Annotated in this window: 20 protein-coding genes; 4 read left to right on the plus strand and 16 right to left on the minus strand. The window is 71.0% G+C overall.

Annotated elements, in window-relative coordinates; translation table 11 throughout:
• Nucleotides 1-2 precede the first annotated feature (2 nt).
• The 13 genes from ACLBXP_RS18640 to ACLBXP_RS18700 form a co-directional block, all read right to left on the minus strand.
• Complete coding sequence (locus ACLBXP_RS18640; protein ID WP_447669242.1) at nucleotides 3-1349, minus strand: MFS transporter; 1347 nt, start codon at nucleotides 1347-1349, stop codon at nucleotides 3-5.
• A gap of 84 nt (nucleotides 1350-1433) precedes the next feature.
• Nucleotides 1434-2225, minus strand: coding sequence for an enoyl-CoA hydratase/isomerase family protein (locus ACLBXP_RS18645; protein WP_447669243.1), 792 nt, complete (start codon nucleotides 2223-2225; stop codon nucleotides 1434-1436).
• Nucleotides 2226-2269: 44 nt separating this feature from the next.
• A complete protein-coding gene (locus tag ACLBXP_RS18650) occupies nucleotides 2270-3820 on the minus strand; it encodes an AMP-binding protein (RefSeq protein WP_447669244.1) in 1551 nt (516 codons plus the stop codon).
• Nucleotides 3813-4364 carry a (2Fe-2S)-binding protein gene (locus ACLBXP_RS18655; protein ID WP_447669245.1) on the minus strand — a complete coding sequence of 184 codons (552 nt, stop codon included), beginning with the start codon at nucleotides 4362-4364 and terminating at the stop codon, nucleotides 3813-3815. The genes ACLBXP_RS18650 and ACLBXP_RS18655 overlap by 8 nt, the downstream gene beginning before the upstream one ends.
• A complete protein-coding gene (locus tag ACLBXP_RS18660) occupies nucleotides 4352-5191 on the minus strand; it encodes an FAD binding domain-containing protein (protein ID WP_447669246.1) in 840 nt (279 codons plus the stop codon). Before ACLBXP_RS18660 ends, ACLBXP_RS18655 begins: the two co-directional genes overlap by 13 nt.
• Nucleotides 5188-8160 carry a xanthine dehydrogenase family protein molybdopterin-binding subunit gene (locus ACLBXP_RS18665; RefSeq protein WP_447669247.1) on the minus strand — a complete coding sequence of 991 codons (2973 nt, stop codon included), beginning with the start codon at nucleotides 8158-8160 and terminating at the stop codon, nucleotides 5188-5190. Before ACLBXP_RS18665 ends, ACLBXP_RS18660 begins: the two co-directional genes overlap by 4 nt.
• 137 nt (nucleotides 8161-8297) lie before the next feature.
• Nucleotides 8298-9149, minus strand: a complete 852-nt coding sequence (locus ACLBXP_RS18670) for a helix-turn-helix domain-containing protein (protein WP_447669248.1) — start codon at nucleotides 9147-9149, stop codon at nucleotides 8298-8300.
• Nucleotides 9150-9226: 77 nt separating this feature from the next.
• Nucleotides 9227-10618 carry a sodium:solute symporter family protein gene (locus tag ACLBXP_RS18675; protein WP_447669249.1) on the minus strand — a complete coding sequence of 464 codons (1392 nt, stop codon included), beginning with the start codon at nucleotides 10616-10618 and terminating at the stop codon, nucleotides 9227-9229.
• A 398-nt stretch (nucleotides 10619-11016) separates the two neighbouring features.
• Nucleotides 11017-11997 (minus strand): NADPH:quinone oxidoreductase family protein, encoded by a 981-nt coding sequence (locus tag ACLBXP_RS18680; protein WP_447669250.1) that lies wholly within the window; start codon nucleotides 11995-11997, stop codon nucleotides 11017-11019.
• A gap of 68 nt (nucleotides 11998-12065) precedes the next feature.
• A complete protein-coding gene (locus ACLBXP_RS18685) occupies nucleotides 12066-13595 on the minus strand; it encodes an AMP-binding protein (protein WP_447669251.1) in 1530 nt (509 codons plus the stop codon).
• 75 nt (nucleotides 13596-13670) lie between these two features.
• Nucleotides 13671-14597, minus strand: coding sequence for a 3-hydroxyisobutyrate dehydrogenase (gene mmsB, locus ACLBXP_RS18690; protein WP_447669252.1), 927 nt, complete (start codon nucleotides 14595-14597; stop codon nucleotides 13671-13673).
• Between the two features lie 25 nt (nucleotides 14598-14622).
• Complete coding sequence (locus ACLBXP_RS18695) at nucleotides 14623-15831, minus strand: ABC transporter substrate-binding protein (protein ID WP_447669253.1); 1209 nt, start codon at nucleotides 15829-15831, stop codon at nucleotides 14623-14625.
• 107 nt (nucleotides 15832-15938) lie between these two features.
• The gene (locus ACLBXP_RS18700) at nucleotides 15939-16715 is read right to left on the minus strand and encodes an enoyl-CoA hydratase/isomerase family protein (protein ID WP_447669254.1); all 777 of its coding nucleotides are present in this window, start codon (nucleotides 16713-16715) and stop codon (nucleotides 15939-15941) included.
• Nucleotides 16716-16883: 168 nt separating this feature from the next.
• Here ACLBXP_RS18700 and ACLBXP_RS18705 point away from each other — a divergent pair, with 168 nt between their 5' ends.
• From ACLBXP_RS18705 to ACLBXP_RS18715, 3 genes are all read left to right on the plus strand, one after another.
• Nucleotides 16884-17549 (plus strand): GntR family transcriptional regulator, encoded by a 666-nt coding sequence (locus tag ACLBXP_RS18705; protein WP_447669255.1) that lies wholly within the window; start codon nucleotides 16884-16886, stop codon nucleotides 17547-17549.
• Nucleotides 17550-17620: 71 nt separating this feature from the next.
• Nucleotides 17621-19108, plus strand: coding sequence for an aldehyde dehydrogenase family protein (locus tag ACLBXP_RS18710; RefSeq protein WP_447669256.1), 1488 nt, complete (start codon nucleotides 17621-17623; stop codon nucleotides 19106-19108).
• Nucleotides 19109-19125: 17 nt separating this feature from the next.
• Nucleotides 19126-19413 (plus strand): YciI family protein, encoded by a 288-nt coding sequence (locus tag ACLBXP_RS18715; protein ID WP_447669257.1) that lies wholly within the window; start codon nucleotides 19126-19128, stop codon nucleotides 19411-19413.
• A 230-nt stretch (nucleotides 19414-19643) separates the two neighbouring features.
• On the opposite strand, the gene ACLBXP_RS18720 is transcribed toward ACLBXP_RS18715, so the two are convergent.
• The 3 genes from ACLBXP_RS18720 to ACLBXP_RS18730 all read right to left on the minus strand — a co-directional run bounded on the left by ACLBXP_RS18720 (nucleotide 19644) and on the right by ACLBXP_RS18730 (nucleotide 21658).
• Nucleotides 19644-20615, minus strand: coding sequence for an NAD(P)H-binding protein (locus tag ACLBXP_RS18720; RefSeq protein WP_447669285.1), 972 nt, complete (start codon nucleotides 20613-20615; stop codon nucleotides 19644-19646).
• Between the two features lie 149 nt (nucleotides 20616-20764).
• Nucleotides 20765-21136 carry an antibiotic biosynthesis monooxygenase family protein gene (locus ACLBXP_RS18725; protein ID WP_447669258.1) on the minus strand — a complete coding sequence of 124 codons (372 nt, stop codon included), beginning with the start codon at nucleotides 21134-21136 and terminating at the stop codon, nucleotides 20765-20767.
• A gap of 3 nt (nucleotides 21137-21139) precedes the next feature.
• On the minus strand, nucleotides 21140-21658 hold the full coding sequence (locus ACLBXP_RS18730) for a MarR family winged helix-turn-helix transcriptional regulator (protein WP_447669259.1): 519 nt from the start codon (nucleotides 21656-21658) through the stop codon (nucleotides 21140-21142).
• A gap of 181 nt (nucleotides 21659-21839) precedes the next feature.
• On the opposite strand from ACLBXP_RS18730, the gene ACLBXP_RS18735 reads away from it, so the two are divergent.
• The gene (locus ACLBXP_RS18735) at nucleotides 21840-23087 is read left to right on the plus strand and encodes a glycerophosphodiester phosphodiesterase family protein (RefSeq protein WP_447669260.1); all 1248 of its coding nucleotides are present in this window, start codon (nucleotides 21840-21842) and stop codon (nucleotides 23085-23087) included.
• Nucleotides 23088-23211: the final 124 nt, after the last annotated feature.

Genomic DNA, 23211 nt, shown 5'->3' on the forward strand with positions numbered 1-23211 from the left:
CTTCACCCGCGCTCGAGGTTGCCCCGCGTCTCCGGCACCATCACCGCGCCGATCAGGTAGACCACCGTCACCAGGGTCGAGAAGATCGCGAGCACCAGGGTGATCTGCCCCGGCCCGTCGGCGGTGAGGGAGACGAGGGTGGGGAGCATCCCGCCCAGCGCGAAGCCGATGTTCCAGCTGAGGCCCGTGCCGGTGGCGCGCAAGGCCGTCGGGAAGGTCTCATTGAGGAAGATCAGGAGCGGCCCGTAGCTCGCATTCGCGATGAAGGCCAGGAGCAGGGCGTAGATCCCGATCCAGACCGGATCGGTCGTCCGGCCGAGCGCCAGGAACAGCACGGGGAAGCCCACGAGGCGCACCGCTCCCATGAGAAGGAAGCTCCGCCTGCGGCCGATATGCTGGCTCAGCTCGCCCATGCCGCAGGCCCCGACCGCCGCGGCGAGGCTCGCGCCGATCAGCATCAGCGATGCGGTGGCGTTGGGCAGGCCGTTCACGAGCTTCAGGATGGTCGGGAGGTAGCCGGAGGTCAGGTAGTAGGCCGCGCCGCCGCCGAACGAGAGCAGCACCGCGAGGGCGAAGCTGCGGGCATGCTCGGCGGAGAACAACGCACGGACCGGCGAGACGACCGCCGCGGTGTCGGCGCGCTTGGCCGCCTTCGCGGCCTGGAGCTGCCGGAAGATCGGCGATTCCTCGAGGTTGCGGAACAAGATCAGCCCGACGACCGAGGTGAGGAGGCCGGAGAAGAACATCACCCGCCAGCCCCAGGCCGCGAAGGCCTCCCCGGGCGCCAGCAGCGAGACCACGGAGAAGACGAGCGAGGCGAGCAGGCCACCGATCGCCGCACCGCCGCCGCCGACCGAGCCGGACATCAGGCCGCGCCAGCGCTCGGGCACCGACTCGGTGCCGATCGTGTGCGAGGCGGCGACCACGCCGCCGACGAAGATGCCCTGGATCAGGCGGAAGGCGAGGAAGATCGCGGTGGCGGCCCAGCCGATCTGGCCGACGGTCGGCAGGAGCCCGAAGGCGGCCGTCGAGAGGCCGACGCCGATCACCGCCACCATCAGGGCGCGTCGCCGCCCGAAGCGGTCGGCGTAGGTGCCGAACAGGGCCGACCCGAGCGGGCGGATCAGCAGCGTCACCGCGAAGGAAGCGTAGGCGCCGGCGAGCGACAGCATCGGCTTGTCGGCCGGGAAGAACAGGGCCCCGACGACCGGTGCCACGTAGAGCAGGATGAACAGGTCGAACAGGTCGAGGCCCCAGCCGAACAGCGAGGCGAGCGCCGCCGTTGCGGTCTGGCGCGTCGTGGGCTTCGGCAGGGCCGCGGGGGCGGCCAGTGTCGTCGTGGCGTCCATGCTTCGTCTCCCTCGGGCGTCGGCCCAGCCTGCACCGCCCGCCGGTCTTGGAGCCGGCGTGGCGGTCGGTTCGCGGTGCGTGGGCTAGCGGCCCTGGAACTTCGGCTCGCGCTTCTCGTGGAAGGCCTCGACGCCCTCGCGGAAGTCGTCCGACTGGCGCAGGCGGCTGTAGCAGTGGCCCTCGAGCTCGATGGCGATCGCGAGGCTCGAATCCTCGGTGTCGTTGAGGAGCTTCTTGGCGGTGCGCTGCGCGATCGGCGAGAAGGCCCGCAGCTCCTCGACGAGGGCGTCGACCGCCTTCTCCAGGTCCGCGTCGGCCACGCACTCGGTGGCGATGCCCCATTCGAGCGCCTGCCGGCCGGGGATGCGGCGGGAGCGCATCACGATGTCCTTGGTGCGGGTGATGCCGACGATCTTCTGGAGGCGGGCCGAGCCGCCCGAGCCCGGGATCTGGCCGAGCTTCTGCTCGGGCAGCGCGTAGCGGCAGGTCTCGGAGACGATGCGGAAGTCGCAGGCGAGCGAGATCTCGAAGCCCACGCCGAAGGTGTAGCCGCGGTTGGCCGCGATCACGGGCTTCGCGCAGCGGGCGGGCGCGGCGATGTTCCAGGCGAGCTTCGAGACGTGCTCGGGCGAGGCCTCCAGGAAGCCCTTGATGTAGCCGCCCGACGAGAAGTGCTCGCCCTCGGCCCGCAACACGATCACGCGCACGCGCGGATCCTCGTCGAGCGCCTCGAAGACCCGGCGGATCTCGTCGCGCTGGGGCATCGCGATCACGTTCATCGGCGGCCGGCACAGGATCACGTCGGCGCGCTCGCGGGCGGGATCGATCTCGACGCGGAAGCCGTCGAGGTTCGTCAGGCGGGGATCGTCGGTCATCGGCACTCTCTTCTCGGAAGGGGTTGGGAAGGGTTCAGGCCAAGTCAGGCGGCGGCCGGCGGCTCACCGGCGGCCTCGCGCTCGTACTCGCCCGCCACGAGCTGCCGGCGCAGGAGCTTGCCCACCGGCGATTTCGGGATCTCGGCCACGAAGACGTAGGCGCGGGGCAGCTTGTGGCTCGCCAGTCCGACCGCGCGGCAATGGGCGTCGAGGGCGGGCCCGTCTGTGCCGTCGCGGCGCTTGACGAAGGCGGTGACGAGCTTGCCCCAGCGCTCGTCGGGCAGGCCCACCACGGCCACCTCCGAGACGGCGGGGTGGAGGGAGAGGCAGCTCTCGATCTCGACCGGCGAGACGTTCTCGCCGCCGGTGATGATCATGTCGTCGACGCGGCCCGTGACGAAGATGTCGCCGTCCGCGTCCGCGAAGCCGGTGTCCCCGGAGAGGTACCAGCCGTCGCGGAACGCCTTGGCGTCCGCCTCGGGGCGGCGCCAGTAGCCCTCGAAGGCCTCGTCGCCGCTCGCGATCACCGCGATCTCGCCCTCCTCGCCGGGGGCGGCGACCGCCTCCGGGTCCGCGGCGCCGAGCGGCACCACGCGCACCATGGTGTTGAGGCCGGCGCGGCCGGCGGAGCCCGGCTTCTTCGCGGCGTCCTGGTTGATCGTGAAGGTGTAGACCTCCGACGAGCCGTAATGGTTGACGAACAGGTCGGGGCGGAACGCCTCGGTCAGCCTGGCGAGCAGGCCGTCGGTCATCGGCGCGCCGGCGAAGCCGAGCTTGCGCACCGAGGCGGTGTCCGTCCGCGCGAAGTCCGGGTGGTGCACGAGGTCGTGGTAGAGGGTGGGCACGAGGTAGAGGTTCGTCACGCGCTCGGCGGCGATCAGGCGGAGCGCCCCGGCCACGTCGAAGCGCGGCAGGCAGACGAAGGCGCCGCCGATCAGCGACATGGCCAGCAGCGAGCGCACGCCCATCGTGTGGTAGAGCGGCATGACGCCGAGCGTCCGCTCGCCGCGCGCGTAGAGGTTCTGCGCCACGTGGGCGAGGGCGGCGGCGCGCTCGGCGCGGTGGCGGCGCGGCACGCCCTTGGGCCTGGCCGTCGTCCCCGAGGTGTAGAGCATCAGCGAGGTGGCGTCCGCGTCGACGCGGGGCCTCGCCGGCGCCGCCCCGGGCCTGGCGAGGTCCGCGAAGGCGACGGCGCCCGAGCCCGTGGCGTGGCCCACCGCGATCCGCGGCAGCGCCCGGGCGGCGGCGCTGGCGCGGACGGCCGCCGCCGAGACCTCCTCGTAGACGAGCGCCCGGGCGTCGGAATTCTCGATCGCGAAGTCGATCTCCTCGGGCTTCGCCCGCCAGTTGATCGGCGTCAGCACGAGGCCGGCGAACTGGCAGGCCCAGTGCAGCGTCGCCGCCTCCAGCCGGTTCTGCAGGACGGTGACGAGGTGGTCGCCGGGCCCCAGCCCGAGGCGGTCGAGCCCCGCGACCGCGGCGGAGATCAGGTCGTACCAGGCCGCGTAGGTCAGCCGGGTCTCGCCGTCCACGATGGCGAGGGCGGCGGGATCGCGCGAGACGCTCGCGAGGAAGCTCGTGCCGAGGTCAAGCATGGGCCTTCTCCCTCTCGTTCGCCGCCTGGACCGCCGGTTCGGACGGATCGTCCCCGCGCAGGGTCGCGGCGGCTTCGAGCGCCGCCGCGACGATCGGGGCGTAGCCGGTGCAGCGGCAGAGATGGCCGCCGATGACCTCGGTGAGCTCGGCGCGCCCCGCCCGCGGGCGCAGGCGCAGGTAGGCGTCCAGCGACATCAGGATCCCGGCGGTGCAGAAGCCGCATTGCAGGGCGTGGTGGCGCCGGAAGGCTTCCTGGAGCACGCCGAGGCGGCCGGGCTCGGGCGCCAGCCCCTCCACGGTGCGCAAGGCGCAGCCCTCGACCCCGACCGCCAGCGTCAGGCAGGCGCGGGCCGGCACGCCGTCGATCGAAACCGTGCAGGAGCCGCAGACGCCGTGCTCGCAGCCGACATGCGTGCCGGTGAGCCCGAGGCCGTGGCGCAGGGCGTCGGTGAGGAGCGTGCGCGGCTCGACCTCGACCTCGGCGGGCGCGCCGTTCAGGGTGAAGCGCACGCGGTGGCGTGCGCCGGCGTCTAGCTGCGGCATCGAAGGCTGTCCTGTCTCGCCGTCTCCAGCACCCTGCGGCCGAGCTGGCGCACGAGGTCGCGGCGGTACCGGGCGGTGGCGTGGAGATCCTCGCCCGCGCCGAGTTCCCAGGCGAAGGCGTTGAGGGCGTCGTCGAGGGCGGAGCCGTCGAGCGGGGGGAAGTCCCGGGCCGTCGGCCGGTCCGCGACGCCGCCGACCGCGAGGCGCATTCGCCGGGCATCCACCACGGCCGCGCAGGCCACGATGGCGAAGTCGCCGTGGCGGCGGCCGACCTCGGCGAAGGCGTAGCCGGTCCCGGCGGCGCGGGTCGGGTAGGCGATCGCCTCGATCATCTCGTCGTCGCCGCGCTCGGTCACCATCATGCCGGTGAAGAAGTCCTCGGCGCGCAGGGACCGGCGGCGCCTGCGCGCGCGGAGCCGGACCTCGCCTTCCAGCGCCACGAGGCAGAGGGGGATCTCGGCGCTCGGATCGGCGTGGGCGACCGAGCCGCACAGGGTGCCCCGCGCCCGGGTCTGGACGTGCCCGACCCAGGGGAGCGCCGCGGCGAGCAGGGGCAGGTCGTCGGCGAGGCCGGGCCGGTCGAGCAGGATCGCCTGCCGCACGCCCGCCGGGATCACGAGCGCGCCGCGCTCGGGCTTCGGTTCGCGCAGGGCCTCGACCCGCATCACGTCGACGAGCACGGCGGGCTTCGTCAGCCGCATGTTGAGCATGGGCAGGAGCGACTGGCCGCCCGCCACGATGCGGGCCTCGTCGCCGTGCTGCGCGAGCGCGTCGAGCGCCTCGTCGAGGCTCGCGGCGCGCAGGTAGCTGAAGGGGGCGGGCTTCATGCCGAGATCCCCAGGCGGGCGAGGAGGCGGCGCAGCAGGCCCGGAGCGGCCACGCTCCCGCTCGCGCGCCGCGCGAGGGCCGAGAAGAAGCCGCCGATGATCACGCGGGCGGCCCCGTCGAGCAGGCGCCCGCCCACCGCCGCGACCTTGCCGCCGACCGCGGCCTCGTAGGTGTAGCCGATCCGCGTCCCGCCGCCCTCGGCGGGGTCCAGGGTGATGCGGCCCGAGCCGCCGCCGTTGCCGAGCGCGCCGGTGACCGTGCCGGCGAGCGTCGCCGCGCGCGGCGCCTCGAGGTCGGAGAGGCGGATGTCGGCCTTGTAGCGGCCCTTCACGGGGCCGACGCCGAGGGTGACCTCGGCGGTGAAGTGCGTGTCCGAGAGCCTGCGCACGCCGTGGGCGCCCGGGATCACCGAGGTCAGGACCTCGGGGTCGAGCAGCATCGCCCAGACGGTCTCGGGCGGCGCCGCGACGCGCGCCTCGCCCTCGCCGCGCATCGTGCGGTCGCCGGGCTTCGCGGCCCGCGAGGGGTGGCGCGGCCCGGCGAGCCCGGCCGGCGGGGCCGGCTCCTCGCGGCCGGCCGCGAGCGCGGCGAGCTTGGCCGGGGTCAGCGGCAGGTCGATCGCGTCGAGGGAGAGCGCGTCCGCCACCGCGTTGGCGAGGCAGACCGGCGTCGACATGCAGTTGCCCTCGCCGACGCCCTTGGCACCGAGCGGCGTGAAGGGGGACGGGCTCTCGATGTGGAGGACCGTGAGCTCCGGCATCTCGGTCGCGGTCGGGAGCAGGTAGTCGGCGAGGGTCCCGGACAGGAAGGCGCCGTCCTCCCCGTAGCTGAGCTCCTCGTAGACGGCCGCCCCGAGTGCCTGCGCGAAGCCGCCGTGCACCTGCCCCTCGACCATGCCGGGGTGCAGGATGCGGCCGCAATCGTGCATCGTGACGTAGCGGTCGATCCGCAGCTTGCCGGTGACCGGATCGACCTCCACCCCGCAGAAATCGAAGATGAAGCCGTGGCAGAGGGACGAGTTGATCGCGTCGGCCTCGTCCGGGGCCGTGAGCTGCGGCGGCGTCCAGAACGCCGTCTCGCGGATCGGCGCGCCGTCCATGTCGGGGAGAAGACCCGGCGACCAGTGCGCGGTCGCCGCGACCCGCGAGAAGGGCATCGCGGCGTCCGGGTTCGCCCGCGCGCTGACCCGCCCCCCGGCGAAGACGAGGTCGTCCGCGCGCACGTTGAGCTGGGCCGCCGCCACCGCGGCGAGCTTGTCTCGCAGCCTCAGGGCGGCCTGGTGCGCCACGCCCGCGACCGCGGCGGCGAAGCGGCTCGAATAGTTGCCGGAGGCGATCGACCACGCGTCCTTGGCGGTGTCGAGGTCGGCGGTGACCCGGACCTGGTCGAGGCCGATGCCGAACACGTCGGCGACCACCTGCGCCAGCACCGTGCGGTGGCCCTGGCCCTGCGGCACGGAGGCGACCTGAACGGTCACCGAGCCGACCGGGTCGAGGGTGATCGTGGCGGTGGCCTGCGCCCCGTTCTTCGGTCCGGCCTTGGCGCGCTCGGCGGCGGTGAGGACGGTGGTGATGTAGCCCATGTTCGAGACGCTGGGCTCGACCGCCGCGGTGTAGCCGATCCCGTAGAGCCGCCCCTCGGCGCGGGCCTGCGCACGGCGGCGGACGAGGTCGGCGAGGCCGCCGTCCCGGGCGGCGACGTCGAGCGCCCGCTGGTAGTCGCCGGAATCGTAGAGCGCGCCGGTCGCGGTGCGGTAGGGGAAGGCGTCGGCCGCGATCAGGTTGCGGCGGATCACCTCCAGCGGGTCGAGGCCGAGGGTTTCGGCGATGCGCTGCATCAGCCGCTCCAGGGGATAGTAGACCTGGGGGCCGCCGAAGCCGCGCACGAGCCCGGTCGGCGTCTTGTTGGTCAGCACCACCCGGTTGCGCATCCGCACGTTCCGGATCGCGTAGGCGCCGGTCATGTTGCCGTGCATCCGGTAGAGCGTGGCGGGCTCGGGGGCGCGCAGGTAGGCGCCGCAATCCTCGACCTGATCCCAGTCGAGCGCCTCGACCCGGCCCGCATCGTCGAAGGCAGCCGTGAGCGTCGTCACGCGGTTGGTGGCCGAGACCGAGGCGGCGAGGTGCTCCAGGCGGTCCTCGATCCACTTCACCGGACGGCCGACCTTGCGGGCGGCCGCCGCCATCAGGACGGCGTAGGGTGCGACCCCCTGCTTGACGCCGAAGCTGCCTCCGGAATCGGGCGGGGTGCGCAGGCGCAGGCGGTTGCCCGGCACCTTGAGGGCGCGGGCGACCACGGCGTGGATGCTGAACGGCCCCTGGAAGTTGGCGAGCACGTCGTAGCTGTCGTCGGTGGGGTCGTACTCGGCGACGACGCCGTAGGTCTCCATCGGCGAGCCGGTGTTGCGCGGGTAGCGGACCGTCACCGACAGGGTGCGGGGTGCCCGCGCGAGCGCCGCCTCGGGGTCGCCGTAGCGGAAGGAGCGGTCGCTCACCGCGTTCGCGCCGACGCCCTCGTGGAGCACCGGCGCATCGCCCGCCAGGGCGGCCAGCGGATCGACCACCGCGGGGCGCGGCCGGTAGTCGACCTCGATCAGGTCGCAGCCGTCCTCGGCGAGGTAGCGGTCCCGCGCCAGCACCAGGGCGACCGGCTCGCCGACGTAGCGGACCCGGTCGACCGCGATGGCGCGGGCGTCCACGGCCGCGCGCACGGCCGGGACGAGGCCCGCGGTGATCTCGAGGAGGTCGCGCCCGGTGAGGACGGCCGCCACGCCCGGCAGCGCCAGCGCCGCGGCGGACTCGATCGCGCGGATGTCGGCGTGCGCGTGGGGCGAGCGCAGGATCGCCGCGTGCAGCGTGCCCGGCTTCGTGCCCAGATCGTCGATGTAGCGCCCGCGCCCCGACAGCAGGCCCGCATCCTCGACGCGCTCGACCGACCGTCCGACGAACGGGATGTGCTCGATGCCCAACGTTCGCTTCCTCGCCCGGGGCTCTTGCGGGCCCGGTTCGAGGAGGATGCATCGCGTCGCGTACGGCGGAGGATCCCGCCGCGTCTCACGACTTACCCAGACGTCTCATAAAGCGGCGCCCGGGGGCGCGGAGGCCCTCAGGCGCCTGGAAGCGCGCCGCGGCGCGCGATGCTGCGGAAGACGCTCGGCGGGACGCCGACATGGTCGCGGAAGAAGCGCGAGAAATGCGCGGGCGTGGAGAAGCCGAGGCCGAGGGAGAGGTCCGTCAGGCCCTGATCGGTGCCGACGATGGTCCGGACCGCCCGCTCGACCCGGATGGCGTTCTTGAAGACGTTCGGCGAGGCGCCGGTCGTCTGCTCGAACAGGCGGTAGAAATGGGCCCGCGAGAGCCCGACCTCGCGCGCGAGCGCGTCGATGCCGGTCTCGGTCCCGGGCTCGGCCCGAAGCCGGGCGATGGCCCGCTGGACGCGCCAGTCGCGGTGGCGGCTCGCCCCCCGCAACGCGGATCCGGCCTCTCGCCACGCCGTGAATTGCTCGATCAGGGCAATCATCAGCCCGGGCAGCAGGGTCTCGCGGATGTGGTGCGAGTCCGGCGCGTAGACCATCTCGGCCGCGAGATCCCGGGCGAGCCGCCTGATCCGGGCCGTGATGAGGCCGACCGGCTGCTCGAAGAAGCCCGGAGCGCCGCTCGCCGCCCAGTTGTCGCGGAACGATCCGAGCCACGCCGGCTCGATGTAGAGCGCGAGGATCATCGCCTTGTCGCGCGCCGGATCGTGCAGGTAGGCGTGCGTTTCCCAGGCGTTGACGAGGACCGCCTGCTCGTCGGTGAGGCGGACGACGCGCTCGCCGACGAGAAACTGCGTGTCGTCGCCCTCGACCTTCAGCAGGACGTGACAGTGGTGATGCGCGTGCCGGACAAGGCCGCGGTCCATGTCGAGCAGGGCCACCCGGCCGAAATCGCCGTGGGCAATCTCGAGAGCTTCGGACATCGTCTCGAATTACCACACGGATTACGGGGCGCCAATTCGCCGCCACCGGCGAGGGCGCAGCAGGCCGTCCGATCGCCTCAGGACGGTGCCGCCGCCTTCGTGTGGGCCACGTCGCCCTTCCCGACCTGCGCGAACGTCATGACGAGGAGAGGGATCACGAGCGCCACATAGGCATTGTCGATCCCCATCGGGTCCCCGGCCAGGAACCAGCCGATGGTCAGGACGAGGGAGGCGAGGATGCTGACGACTGCCGCCCGCGGACTTCCGAAACGCGGTGCGTAGAAGGCGAAGATGACCAGCACCGCGAGGGTCGCCCGCAGGGATTTCGCCAGGAACGTCACCTTCAGGATGTCCGGCGCGAAGATCGCCAGCGGGATGGGGATCAGGCCGACGAGGATCGTCATGATCCGGACGAACCGGAGGGACGACGCCTTCTCGTCCGTGCGGAAGCGCGAGAGGTAGAAGTCCTTGTACAGGAGCGTGGCGGCACCGATGCTGAGGGCCGAGATCGTCCCGAAGAGCGATCCGGCCAATCCCGCCACGACGACGGCGGCGAGCAGGTCGTCCATCCGGGCGATCAAACCTGGCAGAGCCTGAATCGCCGGGATGCCAGGCAGGATCGCCGCCGCGCAGACACCGACCAGGGCAGCGCAGATGCCGAACGGGACGAGCAGCAGGGCGCAGTAGAAGCTCGCCCGTCGCGCCGTGCGCTCGTCCTCGACGGTGTTGATCGCCTGGATCACGTATTGCGTCGAGAAGACCGCTCCGATGCCGGCCACCAGCCAGGCGAAGATCTGCGGCCAGCCGACCGTATCCACGGCGAGCATCTGCTCGGGAACGCGTGCCTTCAGGGCAGAGAACCCGCCGACTTGCGTGAGCCCGAACACGACGGCGGTTGCGATGCCGACATATTTGACGAGAGCATGCAGGACGTTGGTGTAGATCACCGAGCGCATGCCGCCGACGCTCACGTACAGCGTCGCGATCGCGCCCGTGATGACGATGGCGCTGGTTCGATCGACGTTGAGGAGCCCTGCCAGGATCGTCCCGCCGCCCGCGTAGGTCGATACCGCCACGATCTGCAGCGCGAAGATCATGATGATCGAGGTGGCGAGCTTGGTCGGTCGACCGTAGGCCTGGGCCAACGCCCCCGAGATCGTATTCTCGCCGAGCTGCTTGAAGCGGGGCGCCAGCAGGATGGCGTAGAGCACGAAGCCGATGGCGAGCGCGAGGACGTTCCAGGCCGCCGATATGCCGACCTTGTAGGCCGTCTGCGTGGTGCCGACGCTGGTCGCCGTGCCGATGAACTCCGACATCAGCAGGAAGCCGATCAGGAACGCCGGATAGCGCGTGCCCCCGGACGTGAAGCTCCCCGCACTCTTGGCATAGCGTCGGGCCGAGAAGCTGATCAGGCCCATCGCCGCCATGTAGGCAAGCGTCAGGGAGAGGACGATCCAATTCGGCTGCATGGGCGCAACCTATCGACGGCTTCGAGCCGCAGGTGCAGCAGCAAGGTCCAGCATGTTTCCTCCGGCGTTATACACCGATCTCGACGCCCTTCAGATGCAGGAGCGAGGAGCGATAGCCTTTGGTGGACAGCCTAGACCTTAAAGATACGATGGCCAAACAAGCATAATTGATAGACGCAATCAGCAAACGTGATGCTGTTCTGGGTGCTGTCCTCTTCGATGCCGCACCGGCCAGGTCGTGCGTGCAGGGCCACGCGGCCTGCAGGATGGCTTGCGCTCGAACAGACCGACGTCGCTCTCGATCGCCGTCGTGCGGGTCCGGCGGTCTGGAACGAGGCTCCGGCAGCGAGGACCTTGCAGGGTTCAGGCGACCGTCGTCTGCCGTCGTACCCGCATGGTCAGTCGCCGGGGAGCACGACGACCTTCCCGAACCTGTCCCGCGCCCAAGTCGCCGCCAGAGCATCCCGGGCGCGGTCGAGCGCGTAGATCGCGAGGCGCGGCCCCTCGAGTGCTCCGGCAGCCACATCGTTCAACAGCGCCATGCGGTCGGCACGGGCTTTGTCGGGCTGCGACGCGAGGTAGTGCCGGATCTCCACGCCGACGAGAGCGGCGCTCTTCAGGAGCGCCAGATTCGTCGGGAGAGCGGGAATGTCTCCGCCCGCAAAGCCGATCACCAAGTGTCGGCCCTCCTTGGCGAGGGACCGGAACATCGCCTCGAAGCCTGCTCCGCCGACAGGATCGACGACGACATCGACCACGCCCCCGGGCGCGCAGGCCTGGAGCTGCGCGCGCATGTCGGGCGCGCTCGAGTCGATGACGTGGTGCGCGCCGAGCCGACGCGCCGCGTCGCGCTTCTCCGCCGTGGACGCGGCCGCAATCACGAGCGCTCCGGCCCGCACCGCGAGCTGAAGGGCTGCGGAGCCGACCCCGCCCATGGCGCCGAGGACGAGGACCCGCTCGCCCCGGCACAATCGCGCCCGCTCGACGAGGGCGTACCGTGCGGTCTGATAATCGACCAGCATGGCGGCAGCCGTCGCAGGGGCCAACCCGGCGGGAATCGGGTCGACGGTGCCGGCGTCGACGCAGACAGACTCGGCAAGGCCGCCCCCGAGCTGCCACGTGACGACCCGCTCCCCCGGGGAGACGGTCTCGACGCCCGGGCCGATGGCATCGACGACGCCGGCGATCTCGCCGCCCGGCACGTAGGGAAGCGGCGGCCGGATCTGATATCGTCCCTGTACGATCAAGCCGTCGACGAAGCCGAGAGCGGCCGCCTCGACCCGGATGCGGACCTCGCCCGCCGCCGGCTGCGGAACATCCGCCTCGGCAAGACCGAAGCTGTCCAGAGAGCCGAAGCTCGCGCCTACGAACCTCCGCATCAGTCCCTCCCCGAACCGAAGATGTGCCGGCCGCCACCGTGCCTGCGATCCGCCGATATCCCGGAGGATCAGCCCATGGCCGCATCCTTGTCGAAGGCAGCTCTGTAGATCTGCCGGAGCTCGTTCTTCTGGACCTTGCCGAGCGCGTTGCGCGGAAGCGTGGGCATCGACACGACGATCTTGGGCAGCTTGTAGCGGGCGAGCTCCCGCGCAAGCTGCGCCACGATGGCCTCCGGCGCGGGGGCGGTTCGACCGGCCTCCGGCTCGACCACCGCCACGACGCCCTCCCCGAAATCCGGGTGGGGTGCGCCGAACACGGCACTATCCTGGACCGCCTCGATCCGGTTCAGGGCCGCTTCGATCTCCTGCGGGTAGACGTTGTACCCGCCGGAGATGATCATGTCCTTGGCGCGTCCGACGATCGCGATCCGTCCGTCCGGCGCGATGGTCGCGAGATCCCCCGTCCGGAAGGAACCGTCGCTGGTCATGGCGGCCGCGTAAGCATCCGGCAGGCCCCAGTAGCCGCCGAACACGTTCGGCCCCCGAACGACGAGTTCGCCGACCGTGTCGGCCGGTGACGCGTTGCCGTCCTTGTCGCGCACCTGCACGTCGACGCCGGGCAGCGCGTATCCGACGGTGCCGGGCAGGCGGGGGCCATCGAGCGGGTTCGAGGCGACGATCGTCGTCTCCGTCAGGCCGTAGCGCTCGAGGATCGTCTGGCCGGTCCGCGCCCGGAAGGCGTCGTGGACCGCCGACGGGAGCGGCGCCGATCCGCTGGTGAACAGGCGCATGCCGGCACAGAGCGCGGCGTCCAGGCGCGGGTCGGCCAGGAGGCGGGCGTAGAACGTCGGAACGCCCATGAAGACCGTGGCGCATGGCATCTGCGCGATCACGGCTTCGGGCGTGAACCGGCTGAGGAACACCATGCCGGCCCCGACACGCAGCGCCGTGTTGATGGCGATGAAGAGGCCGTGGGCATGGAAGATCGGCAGCGCGTGCAGCAGGACGTCGTCGGCGCGCATGCCCCAGAGCGAGACGAGCGATTCGGCCGAGAAGGTCAGGTTCGCGTGGGTCAGCATGGCGCCCTTGGGCCGCCCCGTCGTTCCGGAGGTGTAGAGGATGGCGGCGACGTCCCCGCCCTGGCGCGGGACGGCCGACGCCATGGGCGTCATCCCCCTGGCGGCCTCGCGGAGACTGCCGCCGCCCCTGGCGTCCAGATCGAAGGTTGCGCACCCCTCCAGAAGACCTGCCTGCGTCAGGGCCGACACGCTCCCGCGCCCGCCGACGAAGGCGGCGGGCCCCGCATCGCCGAGGATCTGACGCGCCTCGGGCTCGGTGTAGGCGGTGTTGAGCGGAACGTAGATCGCCCCGAGCTTGAGGCAGGCGAGGTACAGGCACACGGCCTCGGGCGACTTCTCGACCTGTACGGCGACCCGGTCTCCCGTGCCGACGCCCGAGCGCCCCAGGTGGGTGGCGAAGCGACCCGCGAGGTCTTCGACCCCCGCGCGCGTCCATCGCGTCCCGTCCTCGGCTCGAAGCACCAAGGCGTCCGGGTGCCGTGCGGGGAGAAACAGATAGTCGTAGAGGTTGTCTGACATCGGTGTCTCAACCCGCCGTTCGGGACGTGCGGCCGGGCCCAGGCCGACCGCGAAGCTTCGCGGATCGCGGGGCCCTCAACCCGGAGTGTGCGTCGCCCCGGCGCCCGGCTGGTCGCCCCGGCCGGAGATGAGCTTGAAGATCGCGCTGAAATCCCGGTCGGCGTAGCCGCTCGCGGCGGCCATCTGGTAGAGCGCGACGGCTGCGCCCGCGAGCGGCGTCGCGGCATCGACGCCGCCGGCGGCCTGCTGCGCCAGGCGCATGTCCTTGAGCATCATCGCGAGGGCGAAGCCCGGGGCATACGCGTGGTTGGCGGGCGAGGTCGGCACCGGGCCGGGCACCGGGCAGTACTTCTCCAGAGCCCAGCAGTTGCCCGAGGATTTCACCATCACGTCGTAGAGGGTCTGGTGATCGAGACCGAGCCTCTCCCCGAGCGTGATCGCCTCGGAGAGGGCGACCATGCTCATCCCGGCCATCATGTTGTTGCAGATCTTGAGAGCCTGTCCCAGGCCTGCTCCGCCGACGTGGAAGAAGTTCGCCCCCATCGGGTCGAGGATGGGCCGGGCGCGGCCGTACGCCTCCGCGCTGCCGCCGACCATGAAGGTCAGCCGACCGGCCTCGGCGGCGGGAACCGCCCCGGAGACGGGGGCATCCACCATGGCAAAGCCTGTCGCCGCGGCGGCACCGCTGACGGCCCGGGCACTCTCGATGTCGATGGTCGAGCTGTCGATCAGGAGGGCGTCGCGGGGTGCCGAGGCCAGGATGCCGCCCTCCGCCTCGTAGACGGCTCGGACGTGCCTGCCGGTCGGCAGCATCGTGATGACGCATTCGGCATCGGCCACGGCCTCGGCGAGGCTGGCGGCGGCCCGTCCGCCCTGCGCCGCGAAGCGCTTGCAGGCCTCCGCTGCCCGATCGTACCCGGCAACCCGGTGACCGGCCTCGATGAGGCGGCGGCTCATGGGCAGGCCCATGTTCCCGAGACCGATGAAGGCGATATTCGTCATGGCGACGCTCCTGATCCGCGGTGTCTTACTTCTTGACGAGGGGACACTTGCTTTCCGCCAGGGGCATGGTCGCCTCGGCGGCAGGAATCGTTCTCAGGACGCGATAGTAATCCCAGGGTCCCTTCGACTCCTCAGGCGCCTTCACCTGGATCAGGTACATGTCGTGCTCCATGCGCCCATCGACGCGCACCGTCCCGTTCGTCACGAAGAAGTCGTTGACCGGCATCTCGCGCATGGTCTCGGCCACGACTTTCCCGTCGTCGGTGCCGGCCGCCTGCATCGCCTTGAGGTAATGCAGGACCGACGAGTAGACGCCGGCCTGGATCATGTCGGGCATGCGGCCCGTCACCGCCATGTAGCGCTTCCCGAAGGTGCGGCTGGCGTCGTTGCGGTCCCAGTAATACGCGGTCGTCGCGACGAGCCCCTGCGCGGCCTTCAGGCCGAGGGCGTGCACGTCGCTGATCATGGTGGCGAGACCGACGATCCGCTGCCCGCCCTGGGCGATGCCGAACTCGCCCGCCTGCTTCACCGCATTCGTCGTGTCGACGCCGCCATTGGCGAGCCCGATGATCTGGGCCCTGGACCCCTGGGCCTGCAGCAGGAAGGAGGAGAAATCCGGCGTCGCCGTCGGATGACGCACCTGGCCGATCACCGTCGCGTTGTTCTCGGTGATCGTCTTCGTGAGGTCGGCCGCCATCTGATGCCCGAACGCGTAGTCGGCGCCGATCAGGAACCAAGTCTTACCCCCCTCCTGGATCACGGCGCGGGACGTCCCGACAGCCTGCGAATAGGTGTCCCAGGGCCAATGGAAGCCGGTGGGCGAGCAATCCTCGTTGGTCAGGCGCGTCGTTCCGGGCCCCGACGCCAGGGTGATCCGCCCGCGCTCCCTGGCCATGTTCTGGACGGCGATGGCGATCGCCGAGTTCGTCAGGTCCGCGATCGCCAGGACGTTGTCCTGGTCGAACCACCGGCGGGCGATGCCCGCGCCGACATCCGTCTTGTTCTGATGGTCCGCCGACAGCACCTCGATCGAACGGCCGAGCACGGTACCGCCGAAATCGGCGACCGCCATCCTGGCGGCCTCGACCGAGCCGATGCCCCCGAACTCGCTGTAGAGCCCGGACTGATCGTTCAGCACCCCGATGCGCACCGGCGCGTCCGCCGCCCGCGGACTCGTGGCGCCGTGCATCATCACGGCCGCGGCTGCGACCGCGACACGGATCGTTCCTGGCATTTCGACCTCCCTGAAGGCGGGCCTGCGCCCGTTCTGATGTCGCTTCGGGTTCCCCGTGCTCGCGGGACGCCGGCGTTGCGGCGGGCGCGGGACCTCGCGAGGCGGGGTCAGTCGTCCGCGAAGAGCGGCGGACGCTTCTCCTTCCACGCCCGCAAGCCCTCTTGGGCGTTGCGCGTCGTGAAGGCCGCGACGAAGCGGTCGTGGACCTCGTTCGGATCGGCGGTTCCGCGGGCGATGGCGTTCAGGGACGCCTTGAGCCCACGGACGGCATCCGGCGCCCGCGCCCTCACCGACGCGGCGAGCGCGTCGACGCGCTCGGCCTGGACATCGGGGGCGAGGAGCTCGTCGAGGAAACCGATGCGCAGCATCGTCTCCGCATCGATCGTCTCCCCGGCCAGGATCAGGCGCTTGGCAGCCGAGAGGCCGAGCCGCTCCACGTAGCGGCGCAGGCCGCCGTAGCCGTACTGGATCCCAAGGCGGGCCGGCGGCATCATCATATGTGATCCCCGCACGCCGATCCGCAGGTCGCAGGCCAGGGCGAAATCCGTGGCCCCGCCGTAGACGCTGCCGTTGAGCGCGCAGATCGTCGGCATCCGCAGGTCTTCGAGCTGGTCGCAGAGCCGGTTGAAGGCGAAGGCCTGCTCGAACGAACCCGCGCTGCCGATCGCCCCGATATTGAACCCCGCGCTGAAGCTCGGCCCGCTCGCCGTCACCACGAGGACGCGGACGCTCCGGTCGCGTTCGAGGCGTTCGAGCATGGCCGCGATGGCCGCGACATCGGCGGGCTCGAAGCGGTTGTGCTGGTGCGGACGATTGAGGCGGATGCGCGCGACGGCCTCCTCGATCGTGAGGGTCGGAAGCTCGCCGGAAGCGTCAGCTGACATCGCGAGGGATCCCCGAGGAAACCAACTCGCATCTTTTTCAGACGAAAAAAAATATTCGTCAACGCCAAAAAAATATGTAGGGTCGGCCGACGTCGAAGCGCCCGACCCGGGTGAGGGATGGGCGAGCAACGGGACGGACGGGCTGGAAGCCGGGGCTCGAGGAACACGGTGGCGGTGCAGAAGCTCAACCGGACGGGCGAGATCGCGAACTGGATCCGCGCCGAGATCGATTCCGGGGCCCTGGCCCCGGGCATGAAGCTTGAGGAGCGCCACCTGTCCGAGCGGTTCCAGGTCTCGAAGACACCCGTGCGCGAGGCCCTGATCCAGCTCGCCTCGCGCGGCCTCGTCGATCTCAGGCAGCGGCGGGGCGCCACCGTGGCGATCATGAGCGCCGAGCAGATCGTCGCCATGTTCGAGGTCATGACGGAACTCGAGGGTATGGCCGCAAGGCTTGCGGCCATCCGGATGCCGCCGGAGCTGCGTCGACAACTGACGGAGGTCCACGCGCGCAGCGAGGGGTTCCTCGACGATCAGCAGGGCTACGACATCGTCAACACCGAGTTGCACGAGCTGATCTACCGCGGCGCCTGCAATGCCTATCTGGAAGCCAGCATCAAGGACGCGCGGGCGCGGCTGCGGGTCTACCGCCGCTATCCGTTCCAGAAGCCTGGGCGGATGCAGCAATCCTATCGCGATCACGATGCGATCGTGACGGCCATCGTGGGCGGCGACGCCGAAGCGGCGAGCCTCGCGATGCACGAGCATCTCACGACCGGCGGCCGCGTCTTCGCGGACCTGGTCGCGCAGATGCGCAGTGCGAGCGAGCCATCCTGACGCAACGGGCCGAAGCGCTCACCGGACAAGCCGCGACCGAGGCTTCGTCCGGACCATCACGGGAGAAGACGATGCCGGACAGCGCAGCTTCCACGACGCGCCAGGACATCCGTCGCCAGCCGATGCTGATCGGGGGCGAGTGGGTCTGGGCCGCGTCGGGCGAAACCATCACGGTCGAGAATCCGGCGCGCCGCGAGCCGATCGCCGAGGTGCCGCGCGGCGGCGGCGCCGACGTCGATCGCGCCGTCGATGCGGCCCTGTCGGCCTTCGCGTCCTGGCGCAAGCTGCCGCCGCGCGAGCGGGGCCGCCTGATGATGCGGATCGCCGACGACATCGAGGCCCGGCAGGAGGCGCTCGCCCGCACCATCGCCGAGGAGACCGGCAACGCGCTGCGCACCCAGGCCCGTCCCGAGGTGCGAACGGCTGCCGAGATGTTCCGCTACTTCGGCGGCCTTGCGAGCGAGATGAAGGGCGAGACGCTTCCCCTGGCTCACGACATTCTGAGCTACACGCAGCGCGAGCCCCTGGGCGTCGTGGCGGCGGTGATCCCCTGGAACGCCCCGTTCATCCTGGCGAGCGTGAAGATCGCGCCGGCCCTCTGCGCCGGCAACACCATCGTGATGAAGACGGCCGAGGATGCGCCGCTGGCGGTGCTCATGCTCGCGGAGATCTGCCAGGCGCACCTGCCGCCCGGCGTCGTGAACATGCTCGCCGGCACGGGGCCGGAATGCGGCAGCCCGTTGCTCCATCATCCTCGGGTGTCGAAGCTGTCCTTCACGGGCTCCACGGGGGTCGGCAAGCTCGTGATGGAGGCGGCCGCCAAGCGCATCCTCCCCGTCTCGCTGGAGCTCGGCGGCAAGAGCCCGTCGATCGTCTTCCCGGACGCCGACGAGGACTGGGTCGTCGAGGGCATCGTCACGGCGATGCGCTTCACGCGCCAGAGCCAGTCCTGCACCGCCGGATCGCGCCTGTTCCTCCACCGCTCGATCTACGACGGCTTTCTGGAGAAGCTCGCGGCCAAGGCTGCCCGGCTGACCATCGGGGACCCGCTCGACGAGGCGAGCGACATCGGCGCCATCATCAACGAGCGACAGTTCCGCAAGGTCTGCGGCTACGTCGAGGACGGATTGCGCCAGCCCGGCTCACGCCTCGTCATGGGCGGGCTTCCCGACACGGACGGCCCCCTGAGTCGCGGCTACTTCATGCGTCCGACGGCCTTCGCCCAGGCGGACAACGACTGGCGCCTCGCGCGCGAAGAAATCTTCGGGCCCGTTCTCGTCGCGATCCCGTGGGACGACGAGGACGCTGTCATCCGCATGGCCAACGACAGCCATTATGGCCTCGCGGCCTACATCTGGACCCACGACATCGGACGCGCGCTTCGGGCCGCGCGCGACGTCGAGGCCGGTTGGGTTCAGATCAACCAGGGCGGCGGGCAACTCCCCGGCCACTCCTACGGCGGCTACAAGCAGAGCGGGCTCGGTCGGGAGTTCTCGCTGTCGGGGATGCTCGACAGCTTCACGCAGACCAAGAACGTGACCGTCAACCTGGTGCGCTAGCCGTAAGGGAGGAGGCGATGTTTGTAGTCAACCTGATTTACGAACGGCCCTTGGCGGAAATCGAGGCCGCGACACAAGTGCATCGTGAATACCTGGAGATCTACTATCAGAAGGGTATCTTCTTGGCATCCGGCCCCAAGGTGCCACGCGACGGAGGCATTATCATCGTTCGCGGTCAAATATCGCGGTCCGACCTCCAGCACATCTTGGATGCCGATCCCTTTTGCCAGAAGCAGCTTGTGCGTTACGAGATCATCGAATTCACGCCGGTGAAGCACAATCCGGCTCTCGCGGATCTGCTCTGAGCGCCGTTCGATCAGCATTCCGCAGCGCGTGGATCGCAAGGGACAGTCGAACCGCCTGATTGGCTCGATCGCGGGACGGTGTGGGCTTTCCTCGACCCGCGCGGCGATGGGCCGATCGACCGCGACGCCTGCCGGACTCACGTCGAGTTCGTGCCCGAACCCGGACCCAGCGACATCGTCGTGATTGGTCTCGGGACAGCGGGCCTGCGCCGCGCGGAAGATCGCCCGCATCAGAACACCGCGTGGTCGCCGCGCTCGGCGACCGCCTCGCCGCGGATCACGCGGGCATAGTAGTCGAACAGCGTCTCCGAGCCCGTCGAGGGGGTGGCCTGCGCGTCGTATCGCCCGGTCGCCGGGTCGAGCACGAGCATGGACTCGGTCGCGTAGTAGCGGCCAATCCGGGCGAGTTCGGCCTTGGCTGCGAGGGCGGGCACCCATCGCCCGAGCGTCGCCAGGACGGTGACGATCACGTCCAGCATCGCCACCGGAACGTGCCTGAAGCGCGGTTCGCGCCCCAGGAGGGCGAAGAGCCGCTCGCCCTGCGCCCGCGGCGTGATCGCCGCGCCCGGTCCGCCGATCGGCAGCACGCGGTTGCGCCGCTCGCCGTCGTCGAGGCAGTCCGCCAGGTAGCCGCCCAGGTCGTCGTCGCTGATGGGCTTGCAGGCCGTCAGCGTTCCGTCGCCGAAGACCAGGAACGGCTTGCCGCGCTTCAGGCGCTCGATCTGTCCCGAGAGCGATTTGAAGAAGGCGGTCGGCCGAACGATCGTGTAGTCGAGCCCCGAGGCGATCAGCACCGCCTCGAAGGCGAGCTTGGCGTGCTGGAAGGCCAGGACCGGCTTCTGGACGCAGATCGCCGACAGAAGCACGACATGCCGCACGCCGGCCGCCCGGCTCGCGTGCAGGGCGCTCACCTGCGCGCCGTAATCGATCGCCCAGGCGTCCTCGGGCAGTCCGGTGCGCGAGGCGAGGCACGACACCAGGACGTCGAACGGCTCACCGCGGACACCGTCGCGCGCCACCGACGACGGATCGGTGAGATCGACGATCCGCTCGGCGGCCCCCGCGGGACCGCGCGGCGGCTCCGCCGCGCCCGCTTGGGTCGCGGTGCCGGCCGGGCGCCGGACGAGGCAGACGACCTCGTGGCCGCGCGACACCAGCGCCCGCACGGTCGCCCGCCCGATCGTGCCGGTGGCCCCCAGCACGAGGACGCGGCGCGGCCCCGCGCCCTCCGATCGATCCGTGGTCATGATCGCCCCAACCCCGACGCCCGGGCATCCTAGCGCGACGGCGACGCTCGGGCTGCCCCGCCGAACGCACATCGGCGCCCGTTTCGACAGGTCGCGGCCGCCGCTCAGGCGATGCAGATGCCCGGCACCGCCACGGGCCGGAACAGGTGCGGGCTGACCGCGACGGTGTCGGGATAGGCCGCGAGCCGCGCCTGGAACGCCGGATCGGCGAAGGCGGCCCGGAACCGGGCGACCGACTCCCAGACGGCGTGGTTCAGGAAGACGTTGCTGCCCGCGATGCCGCGATGGAGCTGGGTCGCGATGAAGCCGGGCTGGCGCTTCATCAGGGCGGCGTCGGCCGCCCAGGCCTCCAGGAGCCGGTCCGTGTCCTCGGGCGGGGCGGTGAGGACGTTGAACAGCATGACGGGGCCGTCCCCCGCATCGGCCAGCTGGTCGGCCAGCGTCACGGTGTCGGCCATCTCGATGAACTTCGGCACGGCTCAGGCTCCTCGCGGGGTGGAAGCGGTGGGGATGGCGGGGGAGGGCTCCGCCGCGTCGAGCCGGCGCTGCAGCTCGCGCAGCAGCGTGCCGGCGGCCTCGACGGCCTCCGGCGCCAGTCCCGCCGCGAGACCGGCCGCCCAGACCGCCTGGCGATCGCTCGCCTCGCGGTAGGCGTCCGCGCCCCGCCCGGTCATCGCCACGAGCGCGGCGCGGCGGTGGTGGGGGTTGGGCTCCAGCCGGACGAGGCCCTCCGCGCGCATGTCGTCGACGACGCGCTGCACCGCCTGCCGGGTCAGGCCCATGTTGCGGGCGATGTGGGCGACGGGCAGCGGCACCGGCGACAGGGCGACGGCGCCGAGCACCTGCCAGCGCGCGCTGGTCAGGCCGAGGTCGCCGACGAGGGCGTCGCCCGCGGCGAGCAGGTCGCCGTTCAGGCGAAACACCTCGATGATGAGCCCGGTCAGGGCAAGCCTCGCCCGATGCGAGTCGGTCGAGGGCGGGGAGGGGACCTGTGGCATGCCCCGCAACGTACCGACAGACAGTGAGATGTCAATACGACAATATGTTGTCGATCTTTCGCGCCGTTTGACGAAGCCCCTCGCGACGGCGGACCCTGCGGCCCGACGGGCCGGGATCGGGCCGCCCTTCGCGTCGCCGTCACACCCGGCCGCTAAGCGGCATGCCCGGAGGAGGATGGCCATGCGAACCACGGCTCGGCTGAGGATCGGCGCGACCGCCCTCCTGGCGCTCGCCGGGGCCGGCGCGCACGCGCAGGGCGGCGCGCCCGCGCAGCTCGGTCCCCGCCCGTTCTACCTCGTCGACAGCATGCGGGAGGGGCCCGCCAAGGAGCGCCTCAAGGCCTGCGGGACGGACAGGACCTACACGACCCGCGCGTTCTCCATCTCGCATCGCGGCGCCCCGCTCCAGTTTCCCGAGCACACCGGCGAGGGCGTGATGGCGGCGGCCCGGATGGGCGCCGGCATCATCGAGTGCGACGTCGCCTTCACGAAGGATCGCCGATTGGTCTGCCGGCACGCCCAGTGCGACCTGCACACCACGACGGACATCCTGGCGCGGCCGGCGCTCGCGGCGAAGTGCACGACGCCCTTCACGCCGGCCGACCCGGCGACCGGCCGCAAGGCGGAGGCGCGCTGCTGCACGAGCGACCTCACGCTCGCGGAGTTCAAGGCGCTCAACGGCAAGATGGACGCGTCCGACCCGAGTGCGACCACGCTCGAGGGCTACATGAACGCGACGCCGCGGTGGCGCACCGACCTCTACGCGACGACCGGCACGCTGATGACGCTCGAGGAGTACATCGCGCTGGTGCGATCGCTCGGGCGGAAATTCACCGTCGAGTTGAAGAAGCCCGAGGTGGCGATGCCGTTCGACGGCGATTTCAGTCAGGATCAGTACGCCCAGGCGATGATCGACGCCTTCCGGCAGGCCGGGGTGCCGGCCTCCGAGGTGTTCGCCCAGAGCTTTCAGCTCCGGGACATCCTCTACTGGATCGAGCGGGAGCCGGACTTCGGCCGGCAGGCCGTGTTCCTCGACGAGCGCGGCGACACCGACCCGGCCTTCGACACCATGAGACCAGAGACGTGGCGGCCCACGATGGCGGAGATCGCCGGCCGGGGCGTACGGATCCTGGCGCCGACGCTCTCGATGCTGGTCACGGTCGGCCCGGACGGGACGATCAGGCCGTCGACCTACGCGATCGAGGCCCGGAAGGCCGGCCTCGACCTGATCGGGTGGTCGCTGGAGCGGTCAGGCCCCCTGAAGGCCGGCGGCGGCTCCTACTATCGCTCCATCCGGCCGCTCGTCGACCGCGACGGCGACATGCTGTCGCTTCTCGATGTGCTCTACCGCGACGTCGGCGTGATCGGCGTCTTCTCCGACTGGCCCGCGACCGTCACCTTCTACGCGAACTGCGTCGGGGCGCCGTAGACGCTAGGCGCGATCCAGGGCGCGAGGGCCGGCGTCGGACGGGCCCCCCGGTCCGCGGGCCCGGCCTTAGTTTCGTTCGTATCCGGAACGATACCGGCCGCGTTGCCAACCCGATGAGCCTCCA

The sequence above is a fragment of the Methylobacterium sp. A54F genome (assembly GCF_053346035.1).

Coding starts and splice junctions, on each gene's coding strand:
- ACLBXP_RS18680 (WP_447669250.1), bottom strand. CDS start 11,997: ATGCGGAGGTTCGTAGGCGCGAGCTTCGGCTCTCTGGACAGCTTCGGT.
- ACLBXP_RS18735 (WP_447669260.1), top strand. CDS start 21,840: ATGCGAACCACGGCTCGGCTGAGGATCGGCGCGACCGCCCTCCTGGCG.
- ACLBXP_RS18655 (WP_447669245.1), bottom strand. CDS start 4,364: ATGCCGCAGCTAGACGCCGGCGCACGCCACCGCGTGCGCTTCACCCTG.
- ACLBXP_RS18670 (WP_447669248.1), bottom strand. CDS start 9,149: ATGTCCGAAGCTCTCGAGATTGCCCACGGCGATTTCGGCCGGGTGGCC.
- ACLBXP_RS18645 (WP_447669243.1), bottom strand. CDS start 2,225: ATGACCGACGATCCCCGCCTGACGAACCTCGACGGCTTCCGCGTCGAG.
- ACLBXP_RS18700 (WP_447669254.1), bottom strand. CDS start 16,715: ATGTCAGCTGACGCTTCCGGCGAGCTTCCGACCCTCACGATCGAGGAG.
- ACLBXP_RS18710 (WP_447669256.1), top strand. CDS start 17,621: ATGCCGGACAGCGCAGCTTCCACGACGCGCCAGGACATCCGTCGCCAG.
- mmsB (WP_447669252.1), bottom strand. CDS start 14,597: ATGACGAATATCGCCTTCATCGGTCTCGGGAACATGGGCCTGCCCATG.
- ACLBXP_RS18685 (WP_447669251.1), bottom strand. CDS start 13,595: ATGTCAGACAACCTCTACGACTATCTGTTTCTCCCCGCACGGCACCCG.
- ACLBXP_RS18640 (WP_447669242.1), bottom strand. CDS start 1,349: ATGGACGCCACGACGACACTGGCCGCCCCCGCGGCCCTGCCGAAGCCC.
- ACLBXP_RS18660 (WP_447669246.1), bottom strand. CDS start 5,191: ATGAAGCCCGCCCCCTTCAGCTACCTGCGCGCCGCGAGCCTCGACGAG.
- ACLBXP_RS18695 (WP_447669253.1), bottom strand. CDS start 15,831: ATGCCAGGAACGATCCGTGTCGCGGTCGCAGCCGCGGCCGTGATGATG.
- ACLBXP_RS18650 (WP_447669244.1), bottom strand. CDS start 3,820: ATGCTTGACCTCGGCACGAGCTTCCTCGCGAGCGTCTCGCGCGATCCC.
- ACLBXP_RS18675 (WP_447669249.1), bottom strand. CDS start 10,618: ATGCAGCCGAATTGGATCGTCCTCTCCCTGACGCTTGCCTACATGGCG.
- ACLBXP_RS18715 (WP_447669257.1), top strand. CDS start 19,126: ATGTTTGTAGTCAACCTGATTTACGAACGGCCCTTGGCGGAAATCGAG.
- ACLBXP_RS18730 (WP_447669259.1), bottom strand. CDS start 21,658: ATGCCACAGGTCCCCTCCCCGCCCTCGACCGACTCGCATCGGGCGAGG.